Source organism: Paenibacillus urinalis (assembly GCF_028747985.1).
Taxonomy (GTDB): domain Bacteria; phylum Bacillota; class Bacilli; order Paenibacillales; family Paenibacillaceae; genus Paenibacillus; species Paenibacillus urinalis.
Window position 1 is genome coordinate 3,088,620 of the sequence record NZ_CP118108.1, and the last position, 12,814, is coordinate 3,101,433.

General features: G+C 42.2%; 15 protein-coding genes and 1 pseudogene. All 16 read right to left on the reverse strand.

What is annotated here, in order from left to right:
* Positions 1–104: 104 nt before the first annotated feature.
* Positions 105–920 carry an AAA family ATPase gene (locus PUW25_RS14300; RefSeq protein ID WP_047910339.1) on the reverse strand — a complete coding sequence of 272 codons (816 nt, stop codon included), beginning with the start codon at positions 918–920 and terminating at the stop codon, positions 105–107.
* Between the two features lie 197 nt (positions 921–1,117).
* Entirely contained in the window at positions 1,118–1,588 is a 471-nt protein-coding gene (locus PUW25_RS14305) for a DinB family protein (protein ID WP_047910340.1), read from the reverse strand.
* Positions 1,589–1,699: 111 nt separating this feature from the next.
* A complete protein-coding gene (locus tag PUW25_RS14310) occupies positions 1,700–2,122 on the reverse strand; it encodes an NUDIX hydrolase (protein ID WP_047910341.1) in 423 nt (140 codons plus the stop codon).
* Positions 2,123–2,236: 114 nt separating this feature from the next.
* Positions 2,237–2,746, reverse strand: coding sequence for a DinB family protein (locus PUW25_RS14315; protein WP_047910342.1), 510 nt, complete (start codon positions 2,744–2,746; stop codon positions 2,237–2,239).
* 533 nt (positions 2,747–3,279) lie between these two features.
* Complete coding sequence (gene comI / locus PUW25_RS14320) at positions 3,280–3,375, reverse strand: competence inhibitor ComI (RefSeq protein ID WP_152557644.1); 96 nt, start codon at positions 3,373–3,375, stop codon at positions 3,280–3,282.
* A 76-nt stretch (positions 3,376–3,451) separates the two neighbouring features.
* A pseudogene (locus PUW25_RS14325) lies at positions 3,452–3,854 on the reverse strand (VOC family protein).
* 214 nt (positions 3,855–4,068) lie between these two features.
* Positions 4,069–4,629: a GNAT family N-acetyltransferase gene (locus PUW25_RS14330; protein ID WP_047910343.1), complete on the reverse strand. Its 561-nt coding sequence runs from the start codon at positions 4,627–4,629 to the stop codon at positions 4,069–4,071.
* A 426-nt stretch (positions 4,630–5,055) separates the two neighbouring features.
* Positions 5,056–5,151 carry a competence inhibitor ComI gene (comI, locus tag PUW25_RS14335; protein ID WP_019419116.1) on the reverse strand — a complete coding sequence of 32 codons (96 nt, stop codon included), beginning with the start codon at positions 5,149–5,151 and terminating at the stop codon, positions 5,056–5,058.
* Between the two features lie 299 nt (positions 5,152–5,450).
* Positions 5,451–5,864, reverse strand: coding sequence for a hypothetical protein (locus PUW25_RS14340; protein WP_047910344.1), 414 nt, complete (start codon positions 5,862–5,864; stop codon positions 5,451–5,453).
* Positions 5,865–5,969: 105 nt separating this feature from the next.
* Positions 5,970–7,988 carry a bifunctional diguanylate cyclase/phosphodiesterase gene (locus tag PUW25_RS14345; protein ID WP_274337234.1) on the reverse strand — a complete coding sequence of 673 codons (2,019 nt, stop codon included), beginning with the start codon at positions 7,986–7,988 and terminating at the stop codon, positions 5,970–5,972.
* Positions 7,989–8,141: 153 nt separating this feature from the next.
* A complete protein-coding gene (gene yidC, locus PUW25_RS14350) occupies positions 8,142–8,987 on the reverse strand; it encodes a membrane protein insertase YidC (RefSeq protein ID WP_047910346.1) in 846 nt (281 codons plus the stop codon).
* Positions 8,885–9,289: a hypothetical protein gene (locus tag PUW25_RS14355; protein WP_193745987.1), complete on the reverse strand. Its 405-nt coding sequence runs from the start codon at positions 9,287–9,289 to the stop codon at positions 8,885–8,887. The genes yidC and PUW25_RS14355 overlap by 103 nt, the downstream gene beginning before the upstream one ends.
* 170 nt (positions 9,290–9,459) lie before the next feature.
* Positions 9,460–9,645: a hypothetical protein gene (locus PUW25_RS14360; RefSeq protein WP_047910347.1), complete on the reverse strand. Its 186-nt coding sequence runs from the start codon at positions 9,643–9,645 to the stop codon at positions 9,460–9,462.
* A 184-nt stretch (positions 9,646–9,829) separates the two neighbouring features.
* The gene (locus tag PUW25_RS14365; protein ID WP_047910348.1) at positions 9,830–10,330 is read right to left on the reverse strand and encodes a CYTH domain-containing protein; all 501 of its coding nucleotides are present in this window, start codon (positions 10,328–10,330) and stop codon (positions 9,830–9,832) included.
* Positions 10,331–10,411: 81 nt separating this feature from the next.
* On the reverse strand, positions 10,412–11,077 hold the full coding sequence (locus PUW25_RS14370) for an HD domain-containing protein (RefSeq protein WP_047910349.1): 666 nt from the start codon (positions 11,075–11,077) through the stop codon (positions 10,412–10,414).
* Positions 11,078–11,124: 47 nt separating this feature from the next.
* Positions 11,125–12,738 (reverse strand): DUF4153 domain-containing protein, encoded by a 1,614-nt coding sequence (locus PUW25_RS14375; RefSeq protein WP_047910350.1) that lies wholly within the window; start codon positions 12,736–12,738, stop codon positions 11,125–11,127.
* Positions 12,739–12,814: the final 76 nt, after the last annotated feature.

Here is a 12,814-nt window from a genome sequence, read left to right on the forward strand (position 1 = left end):
ATTCGTAATTATTACGATTAACTAAAAACACTTTATTACATTCTTTCTCTCCTGTCAACCTAAGACGAAAAAGAATATTGTTGATCAGTTCTATGACTCTTGCTTTATTGGACCATCGTGTTCGGAAAATAGTCATTAAATGCATTTTTTATCTTCGTGTAATCCATGCTGCTCTCTTCAATGATTACTTTTCGTCTTGCTTTGATCATCACCTGCTCCATATCTGCAAAGCTGCAGCCCTTTAACAACTGAGCAGCGTCATCAATTAAATTGGACTCCACAGCCTCATTCCCCATTAACTTAGATATATAACTCCTGCACTCCGTCTCCTCAGGCAGATCATAGTGCATCCGCGTATCAAATCTGCGCCAAATGGCGTGATCAAGTTCAGCTTGAAGATTGGTGGCAGCTACAAATATACTGGAGCCATCAAATTCGTCCAGGCACTGGAGCAGAGTATTAACAACGCGAGCCATCTCTTTAACTTCATCAATTGAATCTCTGGCTCTAGCTATAGCATCCACCTCATCCAAGAACAGCACACATGAAGTAGATTTGGCATATTCAAATATTTTTCGCAAATTACTGCCTGTTTCCCCCAAATGACTGTGAATGATCGCATCCAAGCGAACCATGATGAGCGGCAGATTCAATCGTTCAGCAATATAAAAAGCAGTCAGCGTTTTACCTGTACCCGGAGGTCCGAACATCACGATCTTATTCGGCATCGGTACATCAGCAGCTTCAAATTTATCCTGCATTTGTTGAATCTGCAAAAACTCCTCAACAATCTTGGCATTCGCTTCGTTCAGTACGATATGCTTTACCTTTCTTCTGCACTCAGCTGGACTATATACAGATGCGGCATCGATTCCCTTTGATTTTGGCAGCATCTTTGATTTGTTTTTCTGTTGACCCATGGAATTCTCCTGTCATATCTGCTTTTATTTATTAGTAATTATTACGATTAACAAAGAATATAGTATTGCATTTCTTTATTTTTGTCAAAGTTTTAAAAGGTCCAGGCAGCAGATCACTGATACTACAGGAAAAAGAAATAGACCGTCCCTGTTTAAGGAAACGGCCTATTCGTCAACCTATCGATCATGGACGACTCTTAATCCCATATTCTTATTCTTGGAACCTCTGCAGTCCGTAAGTAATCAAGCAATTGACCCGTATGTACAGATTCATGATATGCAATTCTTAATAACATATCTCCGAGTGTTCTTATATACCCAACATCTGAGCGATCAATTTTTATATTCTCCAGGTCGGATTGTTCAAATGAACTGACTGTTTCGAGAAATGCATTTCTATATGGCGTAGCAAATTCAATTTCTCTTTCCACCGATGTATACGGATGCGACTCAAATGGTGAAGCAAAGCTCTTTAAACTTCCACGATTTAATATGGCTAAATGGTAATAATGTTCCGATTCTAATACGTGACGAATCATTTCAATGCAGCTCATTGCTTGATCATCTGGCTTCCAATTCAAATACTCAGAAGGTATGGATGTCCATACTTTCATACTTCTTCTTCGTACTTCTTCAAAATTCAGAATAATCAGATCCGTGGATTTCATCAGATAAAACACCTCATTTTTGTTCAATGCTAGATTTGATTTCAGTCAAATTTTACCTCAAATTATTTCTACGCACAAGTGTTCTTATATATGAAATCCCGTTGATCTCATTTATTTGATCCCTTCATTAAAATAGGTAATCTCATTGCCGTAGATTAAGCTCCTAAAGCCATTCTTATGATAAGGCATTAATTCATCTGCCTGTTCGATATCTAACCAAGCAATTTCAGAAATTTCATCTGGTCTCCATATCTCTTCGATCCCTCCAATGATCTCTGCTCTAAAGGTTATAAATAGTGCATGCTCCTGTAGCTTATCAAATTGGCATTCGTTGATTGCTACAATACCGTAGACTTTAACATCTAGCCCTGTTTCTTCCTTGGCTTCTCGAACAGCAGCTTGATCTAATGATTCATTAGGCTCGACAGCACCGCCAGGCAGAGACCAACTCGAGCGTCCTACATTCTTGACTGCGAGTACTTTAGATTTAGATTGATCTGTTATTAAGGAGTATGCTACATTAACTCGTTTCATGGATTCTACTTCCCTTCTGATTTCCTATCTGCATTTGAACGGGAGGGTTGGGCATGGAAAAACAAGACGGAAGCCACTTTGTCTATGCAGCTTCCGCCCGAATCTTCTTAACGTCTAACTTAGGTACCGTGTGCGGATGACCCCCATATGGTGGAGTTCATGTCCCGTAATACCGTACGCGAGGGCACGCACGGTAATGTTTACGTCGTTAGCCGTGCCCTTACGAGACCAGGCCTCCACCGGCAGCCCGCGTAGCAGCGTTATCGTCGCTTGTCTTACGGCCATGTAGTCTTCGGCCAATTGCGCAATTGTCCAGTTTCCAAAAGGAGGAATGAACACCTCCTGGTCGAACCCGGGCAGAGGTGTCTGGTCTCCTCTTGCAAACCGGAGCAGGCGATACGTCATGACCCGCTCCGAGTCCACAATGTGGCCCACGACTTCTTTAAGCGTCCATTTTCCTTCGGCATACTGATAAGCACCTTGGCTTTCTGTCAAGGATGACAGCAGCTTCGTCATTTGCTTTTCCTGTGCGAGCAAGATGTCAATGATGTTGCCTTCCGGAACTAACCGGATATACGCACCAATATCACCAGCGTATTCTTCTTCTGACGGCTTTTGGTTCATGAGTGGTCCCCTCTCTATGAATATATGGAAGATTATAGCGCTCATTTTCAGATATTACCACCGACGTGAGTATGTTGTTAAAAAATCCTGCCTTCTCTAAGTTATACTCCGATTAGTCCATCTTATTAACTTTAATTTTCTTAGCTAATATCCATCCATTTAATCCAAATGAAGAAGAGATGATGTAGTATACATATCCTTCATTAACTAATATTTTTTGTATACTTTAAACTCACAGATAATTTCACTTTCTTGTTCAAAATAATCGATAAGTACAAGATCCTTATGATCTTCGCCAACACTTTCTACTATGTTTTTTCTAAGTTGTTTAAATCTTAATTTATCAATAAGTGCTGCCCTGGAATTTGATTTCATTTAATTCTTTGATACATCTTTTCAATTATGGTAGTATATATTTAATAAAGACCAAGTGCTCTAACACTTGGTCCATACAATTGGCTTGGATGGGTAGTCCCTTCTTAGTCAATACGGAGATAGACCCACCTTTGGCTGCAACCTTGGGGTGGTTTTTTTTACTTTCTCTTGTTGTTATTATTAATGTATGTTAAAAGAGCAAGAATGAATGTTCCAAAAAGGAGCATAATCGTTATTGCGTCTTTTGCTTCCATGGCTTCACCTCCTTTCGAAGGGAAACCATGCCCACCAATCAGCTCTTCTATTTAAATTCTTGATTGATCCATTCTTTCATTCTATTTCTTTAGGTCCAATGATCGTCTTTATACGTTCTTGTTCTTCACTCTTATTCAAATACTCGAAAAATCCAAGACGATTTCCCCAAGGATCTGAAAAGGTTCCCCATTTGACTGAAACCTCGGGTCTTAAGTATATTTCAAAATCGTTTATTTTTAATAATTTTACAAGTATATCTCTTTTAGCCTCAATATTTGTTGTTCCCAAACGTAATGGACCATTACCTTCAGTAGGTGTTCCTTCAGCAACCTGTAACCAGCACCCAGGGATTAGCTCCCACTCAGCAAATTCCCCAATGTGGTATAACGTCAGGTTTTCTATTTAAGAGTATTTCATACCACTTTTGTCCCTCTTCAATATTAGATACCCGAACTTGAGTAGTCACTTCAAAGATCATTTTATGCCCTCCAAAATAATATGATAATCTTTTAACAATCCCATACTGGCTTAAGTGGCGCATGCCCCGGGTCCGACAGACTTAGCCAGTGCAGAGTTGTCCAGCTGCTCCCGCTTCCCCGAAATTCTCTGCCGAACCGAGAGATGGATATCTCAGTGCGTGAATATGTTGTTATAGGAGGTCAACGCCTATTCGATCCACTAACACCAATTATTTATTTAACTAGAGCATATATATGAGTATCTCTTGTTTGACTTTTATCTACTGATAAATCATCACATCTTAATGTACCTTCAAATTGAAAGCCTATCCGTTCTGGAATAGCCTTACTTTTATAATTTAAAGTATCACAACGAATTTCTACTCTTCTAGCCTTCAACTCTGCAAAGGCAAAATTTGTTATCCCTTGCACTGCTTCAGTCATATATCCATTTCCACTCTTACGCGTATCAATCCAGTAACCGATTTCGAATTTGCCAATCTCCCAATCTGGCCTATGCAATCCAGATGAACCAATGAATTGGTTAGTTTCTTTATCAAATATCAGAAATCTCAGATCTTCTCTCTTAATGAACTTTACATGTGCTTCTCGTAGATTTGCTTCGATTGTCTGTTCACTTTGTTCGTATTGTGCAAAAGGTAACCATTGCTTGAGCTCATTGATCGATGAGATTATACTTTCGTACACTATTTTGCCATCACCAGGTTGAGGTATTCTGATCAATAGCCTTTCTGTTGTAAATTGGTTTGGAAAGTCAATTAGTATTGGATTCATTCTTTAATCCCCTCTGTATTTTTTGTTGGTTTTATCCGATCTTGAGTTGATTTCCTATAACGTTCTTGTATTCACGAAACGCCCCAGCCATAGATAGCTCTTATCTTGGGCTGGGGCGTTTGTTGTCTGAACTTCTTCCACGATTATACATCTAAACAACCGAGGGGCGATAGCCCCGATGCGTGAATACTATGTTATATGATGGGGATGTCATCTTCGTTTTACCGTTCAACTTATCACTTTTTTCTTATTATCACTTTCAATATTATTTCACGCTTTGATACATTTTATCTTTGTGATATTATATATGTAATAAAGACCAAGTGCAGCGAACACTTGGTCAGTACAATTGGCTTGGATGGTCTATTCCCTTCTAAGTCGTAAAGGAACAAAACCCACCTCTGGCCTCAACCTTTGGGTGGGTTTTTACTTTTTCTTGTTGTTATTATTGATGTATGTTAAAAGAGCAAGAATGAACGTCCCAAAGAGGAACATAATCGTTAATGCATCTTTCACTTCCATGGCTTCACCTCCTTTCGAAGGGAAACCATGCCCACCCAAGATTCAATTGTAGTTATATTTTACCTTTATTTATAACTGCGTACAAGTGTTCTTGATTTGTATTACAATCTCTATCTTGCATCCCTTTCATATAACTCTCTTATGTCTGAACTTCAGAAATATTCTCAAACAACCCATACTTACAAACTTCAAACAACGAGATTATCTGTACAACAACCATCACGATGCTTCAACAAGAATAATGCATGGTGTCTAACTTCCTAATTATACAATGAGATACTAATCTACTGACCTAACTCTTAAGTTTGTCTCAACCAACCCTTCTCTAGCACAATGCCAAATAAGACTGGTGGAATGAATGAACTAAAGTAGAGCATATACCAATCCGGATTAAATACGAAGTGCAGCAATATCCCTGAAAGTACGCATATAAACAAATAGTAGACGATTTTACTCAGCTGGGTTAAACCTCTCAGCCGGTCATGCAGCAGCAGCATTACAAAAAAGAATAGAAATATGATTATCGTAAGTGGAATGATCAACCCTATAAAGAAAGAAAAGAAGCCGCTAACCGAACGAAAATAGGCATTAAAACCGTCATCGTGTGGATTCATTGAGCTAAGAACATACAAGGTAATTATTTCGGTTATGGTGCTAATGATGACCCATAATACGAATTTGCTAAATTTGTCAGACCCCTCATTCTTGTTCACAACAATCCCTCCCTAGAGTAAGACGTTTCGTCTGTCTTGAAAGTTGTTAGCTCCCTTACATAAAAGAAAGACCACCATATTTGATGGCAGCCTCTCTATTTATACTTAACTACTAACTCTCTCCGGTACTTGAAAGTCCTCAATCCACTGTCCTATCCGCTCATTCTTCATCGGTTTTCCATAGTAATACCCTTGCATGACATAACATCCAAGCTCAGTTAAGAACTCGATATGCTCCTCATTCTCTACTCCCTCCGCAATGACTTCCAGCTGGAGCTTCTCCGCCATCAATATAATGGCATGAACGATCGCACGTTTACTCGGTGTGTCCAGGTCGTATGTAAACAGCCGATCGAGCTTCAATGTGTCGATCGGAAGTCGGTCCAGTAATCCATTTGAGGAATAACCTGTGCCAAAATCATCCATGGAGACACGGACTCCTGTATTTCGAATTCGATGCAGCTGCGAAATGATGTCATTGATATCGTGAAACACCATGGACTCCGTAATTTCGAGCTCAAGCATCTCTGGCTCCAGCCGAGTCTCTTGTAGTACCCATGGGATTAACTCCGTCAGGTTATCCGTCTGAAATAGCCGAAACGATAAGTTGACCGAAATGGGTTGATGAATCCTCTGCGACTGCCATTCTTTACACTGGCGGCAAGCTTCTAACAGCACCCATTTGGTCATCGGTATCACCAGTCCCGTCTCTTCGGCAATCGGAATGAATTCACCTGGAGATATCTGACCTAATCGAGGATGCTCCCATCTGATCAGAGCCTCAAATCCGACCAGGCTGTTCGTCCGCACATTACACTTCGGCTGGTACACCATATAGAACTGCTGCTGCTCGATTGCAAGCTGCAAATCCTTCTCCAGCTCCATCTTCCTTACTTCTTTGACACCCATATCCTCCGTATAGATGCAATATTGATTTTTGCCGAGTCCTTTAGCCTTGTACATGGCGGTATCCGCCGTTTTTAACAGACTAGACCGCTCTGTATGCTGAATGGATCCGATGCTGATTCCAATACTGCCTGTCACATAGAGCTCATTTCCTTCAATGCGATGGACCCTCTTTATTTCTTTGATGATTCTCTCCGCATAAGCTTCTGCTTGTTGTAAGCTGCAATTCTTAATGATGAACAAGAACTCATCCCCACCAATTCGAAAAGCCTGCAGATCAACAGCTATAAACGGTTTTAAGCGGGTGCCTACCTCCTGAATGAGCAGATCACCGATGTCATGGCCCAAGGTATCGTTAATCGCTTTGAACTGATCCAGGTCCAGAAATAACACGGCCAGCTCTTCATCGCCTGCATAAGTATCAAAGAATCGATTCATCTCATTGCGATTAGGCAGCCCTGTAAGACTGTCCTCGTAGGCCATTCTCTCAAGCACATGGCGGTCAAGAAATAAGGCGCACCATGACACAAGTAAAATAATGAATGTAGCCACCGTCACTCCGTACAATAAAAACAAATCCACCGAAGCTGCGTGATCATGTGTCGGCATCTGATCATGACCTGTGAATGTAGCGGCCTTCATACCTGTGTAATGCATTCCGCAGACCGCAAAGCCCATAACGATGGAGGATACCCATTTCAACCAGCTGGCAGAGGCTTGATTCCGGAATTTCAAGAACAAGAACAGCGCTGCATACGATGCGGCATAAGCGATGAGCGCAGACAGGATCCACAGCACGGGATCATAGCTGATGTCCATCGGCATGATCATAGCTTCCATCCCTACATAATGCATCATAATGATCCCACTGCCCATGAAAAACCCGCCGAATGCAATTTTCAACCGGCTGACATTTTGGGGCTTGGTGATGTAAAACGCAATAAAGGAGGAAACGACACTCGCTACCATAGAGAGCACCGTAAGCCACACATCGTATTCCACGGCCGTATGCACATGAAAGGCCAGCATTCCGACAAAATGCATTGACCATATGCCAGCTCCCATCACTAGGGCTCCGGCAAACAGCCAGAATAGCTGCATTTTACCTTTAGAGTTTGATATTTTAGATGTGATACTGAGAGCAGAATAAGAAGCCAGAATGGCAATAATAATGGAGAGCACTACAATATAGTAGTTGTAACCCCCTTGAATAATCATTTTTTCACTCCTATGTATTCAGAAATGTTTCGCTCAGAGGATCATAATACAGCAGACTCTATATAATATCGTCACAATGATCGAATCCATTTATCCTATCCAAGCAAAAAAGCCCTTCTACTTCATAAACGAAGTAAAAGGGCTTTATCCTAATTAAGCTGGGTTCGTGCCTTTGGTCTTGGGTGCTGGGGAAGCAGGACTATCATCTTCGGCAGGCTCCATTGGATACATTTTTTGGAACAGCAGGGTCTGAACTATAAGAAAAGTTCCTCCGGCCATCCAGTATAATGGAATCGCTGCAGGTGCACTGATCGAGAAGAAAGCCATCATAATCGGAGATACATAGCCCATTATGGCAAACTGCTTCCGCTGCTCTGCAGGCATGTTCTTCATCGAAATTCGGGTCTGCAGCAAGTAGATCGCCGCTACAATGATCGCCAGAATCACATCCGGCTCTCCAAGTGTGAACCACAAGAAGGTGTGACTGCTCATTTCCGGCATAAGCCTAATGGCCGTATATACACCAGTCAATATAGGCAGCTGAATTAGAATCGGCAGACAGCCAATATTAAGCGGGTTGAACTTGTGCTTCTTGTAGAGCTCAAGCATCTCCTGCTGCATCTTCTGCGCACTTTCCGGATCTTTCTTATTCTCGTATTTTTTCTTGAGTGCATCCAGCTCTGGCTGCATCCCCTTCATCACACGCTTCATGTTTTGCTGAGATTTCGTCTGTCTGAGCATGAGCGGGAACAGCAGCAAGCGTACAACAATCGTCAATACAATAATCGCAAGTCCGTAGCTTCCCTGAAACCATCCCGCCATATGAGTGATCACATAAGATATAGGAAACACAATGTAATGATTAAAAAAACCAGGCGTACTACTCGTAATCTCTGTTACATTCGAACCGCAGCCTGATAACAATAATGCGATGAGTACACTCGCGATAATGCCGTATAACCGTAACGTCCGTCCAGGGAATCCTTTTGATTTGTCCATTGATATCCTCCTCGTTGATCGATCTTGCGTGTTATCAACGAGGGAAGGCACTCATCTGAATCATCATCAGGAGAAATTTTGATTCTACGAATCATTCTTAATATGGAGCGTACAGCCCGTTTCACACGGGTCAGGCGCTGAGGTGGATTGAATTCCGGCCATTCCGCAGTTCTCCGTATCCCAAACTCCTCGAGTCTTCCCATCAGATGAAGCAGCGATGCACAGGTTACGGCAAATACCAAGCCGGCAGATGCCAAATATGGAATCAAATGATGCAGATCTTGAAGCTCAAACCATAGCAAAAGGATTCACCTCCTTTAGATATCTATCATTATACTCTTTTTAATCCCAGGATATAAGGGGAAGCTTCCGCCAACAAAAAAAAGCATGTCGTCGTAAGCATACGCCTCCATGCTTTGGATCAGCTGCTATTCAGCCTATATTTAATTAAGGCGCTCATTCTCTCCATTCATCACACATGCATCATCCGTAAATAATGCTGTGTATTCTCCCCTGCTTCTTCTTCCCTGTCAATTAAGCCCTGCTCTGTCCAACAATTGAGGCAATCCTCTTCTGTAGCGCATAATGCAGCATCCTCACAGGTATAACAGTTCTGTAAATACAAGCGCGTTATTTGATCGGGCATTAACTCTCTCATGACTCTCATCTCCTTCTTATCTCTTGACTACAATGTAACATGAATCCTAATATCGATTTGTGATTGTTTTCACATATTGACCAATCTCTTCATTTACTTTATATTTTTCTTCCATTATGCAAAAGAAGCCGGCTCGAGCCAGCTTCCACTACATCTATACCAATATCCACATACTCTTACTCTATTACTCGCCCCGGTTCTGCAGATCACTCCATACTTTCTTATTACTGTACTCCTTGCTCGTACTAATATCCCGGCCGAACCATTCGGGTGCGATGAAGTTCTCTGCTTCCTCCAGACTCAGGAATTCCACCTCCAGCACCGCCAGCTGGATCTGGTCATATTCATCGATCTCGATTACTCTGTTATTCCACGCAGCGGTAGTTCGCTTCTTCGTCAGCGGAATGGTCCCGTGAGCCTCCATAATCTGATTGTACAGCCCTTCCGAGATATGGTATTCGACTTCCTCTCGTGCCAAGCCCCACCCCTTCTTGAAGGTATGGGTATATTCTACTTCGTTTGTGCTCAGATCTGTTATCTTCCGGGCTCTCAGCTCCTGATCCCCGTCCAGCGCAAGATACGTCTGTTCTATAAACTGCTCTTTCATCATGACAATATCTCCAGCTTGTATTAAAGCTATTGGATAGGCTGTAAGCATGAATTTGCGTTCGATCTCTACTCCCATTGTGATGTAGCTCCTCTGTCTTTTAATCTATTTGCAACTATTATACACTACCTATATCAATTTCATATGTCCTTTAACTGCTTACACCACTTCACCTTCCCATTCGTTAAAAAATTGCTCCAAGTACTGCTCCATGAAGGCATGCCTTTGTTCTGCCAGCTTTCGTCCGTACTCGGTGTTCATTAGATCCTTTAATTTCAGAAGCTTCTCATAAAAATGATTAATTGCCGTGCTCTCTTCATTGCGATATTGATCTGTCGACATAGCTTCTCTTGGCTTAATGGATGGATCATAGATCAAATGACCTTTGGCCCCTGCATAGACAAACGCCCTGGCAATGGATATCGCACCAACCGCATCCAGCCTGTCCGCATCCTGAACCACTTGACCTTCAATCGTGCGCATTGGCGGGTTATGACCGCCGTTGTAGGACATGGTAGAGATAATCTCCAGAATATGCTTCCGATCTTTAACGGTTACCGAGTGAAATTGAAGCCAGTTCTCAACCTTGGCCATCCCTGCCTCTTTGGAAGGATTCAGCTTCTCATCAGCGATATCATGAAGATAGGCAGCAAGCATACAGACGAACATGTCCGCCTGCTCTGCGGCAGCTATTTTTTCAGCTGACCTTACGACCCGGTGAATATGCCACCAGTCATGGCCTGTTTTCTCCTGCCCCAATTCATGCTTCACATATACCTCAGCCGACTGCAATATGTTTTGTTCGATTTCTGACAAATTCTTCATCCGTTAATATCCCCGCGATCTATATGTTGTAAGAGAAAGATATGGCTCTACTCCTGCTCAAAATATGCCTTCAGTGCTTGATGCGCGCGATATTCTGCTACGTTGAAGGAAGGCCAAGCTTGTTCTCTCTCATTCAGTCTATTATAGTCTGCCTTAAGATCATTTTGAATCTCGGGATACTCCCTGCTGAACTCAATGAGCACAGGCACAGCATCCATAGACAATGAGCTAAGGAAATAAGGATCCATCTTTTGGTGGATGTGATACCGCTCGATATTTTTCTCGGCAATATAGTTGTCCATCCCCGCATAATTGATCGCAACATACGCTGCAAGCCCGAAGACGATATAACACTTGGCCAGAGGAATTCGTTCAAAATGGATCCTCAGACCGGCAATAACCATAAGTATGGCGAGAAGCAGCATGAAAGCATGCACAAGAAATCGGAGATAAGTAAAGCCATAGGCTTCTTCATATAATGCCAGTCTGGAAAAGGCTGAATACAAAATGATGATCGAACAGATTACGAGAATGTAGAGCAGCACTTTTTGAATAATTTGAAGTACGCCTGAGCCATTATCGTCCGTATACAGGAGTACCCCCATCAGAATTCCGAAATTAAGCAGCGCGACAAGCATCAGCTCGGCAAAGCCCCTTCTTGCATAGTCGGCATAAGTCATGCCATCGGGCAGTGCTCCTTCAAAGGCTCCAAACAAATAAGTGAACTGCAGAATAACGAACACCAGGTAGACGACATTCACCATCGTCAGAACGGTGGAGGCAATAATCGGATCCAGTCGCAGACGAAGAGAATCAGGCCCGCTCTCTGATATTCTATCCTTAGTACCCGCTGTTTCTGCTAATGATCTCCACTCAGGTTCCCCCTTCAATAGATCTCCTTCTTGAGGAGTGGCGATGTCTGCCTCTCTCCAATGCGTCGTCTCCGGATCTGTCTTCCTCACGGACACTGGATGAATAAATCCATATACGTATCCGAAGAAGAACAACGTGAACATCAAGATCCACATGAATCGAAAAAATCCTTCACTATAGGTAATCTCATCTAACCACCTCGGAATACCGAACATCACTCTCTCGAACATACCGTCAGCAGAAGACAGCAAGGAGATCACAATAATGACAAGCGGTGCGGAGATGGCAACTCCGAATACGATTTTACGGCTGATGGCTCTTGAACCTTCATTAACCCGCTTAGAGTATGTAGAAGTGATACTGGTAAAGGCGGTAGGGATATGTCTAAGGGTCCTTGGAATTAAATGCGACAGTATATCTTTAATAATTCCAGTCTTCCACCAGACCTGAGGGTTGTAGCCCAGCAGCAATGTCACATGGTAAGCAACCAGGACGGGGAGGATCAGGATATTGAGCACATAAAATATCGGATTATCAAAGAGTAAGTAAGTTAACGACAGCATGAAAATAACTGCAAACAAAAAAATAGCAAAGGGTGATAGTCCGTGCAGTCGATCCCCGGCAAATCCCAGCACATAGCCATAGAACAGTAGGATAAATACAGGAATGGATACTCCAGGTGCATGTTCGAAGAACAAATTCTGGTGGATGATCGCAAGAATCACAGCACCTAGGAGTGTGAATAAGCTGCGCGCGGGTGATTTTATGACAGGTAAATTTAACTTCATTTGAGCGTCCCCCAAAACTTTAGGTTTATAATCCTAATTTTAGGTGATAAAATATGAAAATAAATAGAAAATATAC

Excerpts from the sequence above, each read along its gene's own strand:
- comI (WP_019419116.1), bottom strand. The coding sequence starts at position 5,151 with ATGGAAGTGAAAGATGCATTAACGATTATGTTCCTCTTTGGGACGTTC.
- PUW25_RS14370 (WP_047910349.1), bottom strand. The coding sequence starts at position 11,077 with ATGAAGAATTTGTCAGAAATCGAACAAAACATATTGCAGTCGGCTGAG.
- PUW25_RS14360 (WP_047910347.1), bottom strand. The coding sequence starts at position 9,645 with ATGAGAGAGTTAATGCCCGATCAAATAACGCGCTTGTATTTACAGAAC.
- PUW25_RS14345 (WP_274337234.1), bottom strand. The coding sequence starts at position 7,988 with ATGATTATTCAAGGGGGTTACAACTACTATATTGTAGTGCTCTCCATT.
- PUW25_RS14310 (WP_047910341.1), bottom strand. The coding sequence starts at position 2,122 with ATGAAACGAGTTAATGTAGCATACTCCTTAATAACAGATCAATCTAAA.
- PUW25_RS14365 (WP_047910348.1), bottom strand. The coding sequence starts at position 10,330 with ATGGGAGTAGAGATCGAACGCAAATTCATGCTTACAGCCTATCCAATA.
- PUW25_RS14300 (WP_047910339.1), bottom strand. The coding sequence starts at position 920 with ATGGGTCAACAGAAAAACAAATCAAAGATGCTGCCAAAATCAAAGGGA.
- PUW25_RS14330 (WP_047910343.1), bottom strand. The coding sequence starts at position 4,629 with ATGAATCCAATACTAATTGACTTTCCAAACCAATTTACAACAGAAAGG.
- yidC (WP_047910346.1), bottom strand. The coding sequence starts at position 8,987 with ATGGACAAATCAAAAGGATTCCCTGGACGGACGTTACGGTTATACGGC.
- PUW25_RS14375 (WP_047910350.1), bottom strand. The coding sequence starts at position 12,738 with ATGAAGTTAAATTTACCTGTCATAAAATCACCCGCGCGCAGCTTATTC.
- PUW25_RS14315 (WP_047910342.1), bottom strand. The coding sequence starts at position 2,746 with ATGAACCAAAAGCCGTCAGAAGAAGAATACGCTGGTGATATTGGTGCG.
- PUW25_RS14305 (WP_047910340.1), bottom strand. The coding sequence starts at position 1,588 with ATGAAATCCACGGATCTGATTATTCTGAATTTTGAAGAAGTACGAAGA.
- comI (WP_152557644.1), bottom strand. The coding sequence starts at position 3,375 with ATGGAAGCAAAAGACGCAATAACGATTATGCTCCTTTTTGGAACATTC.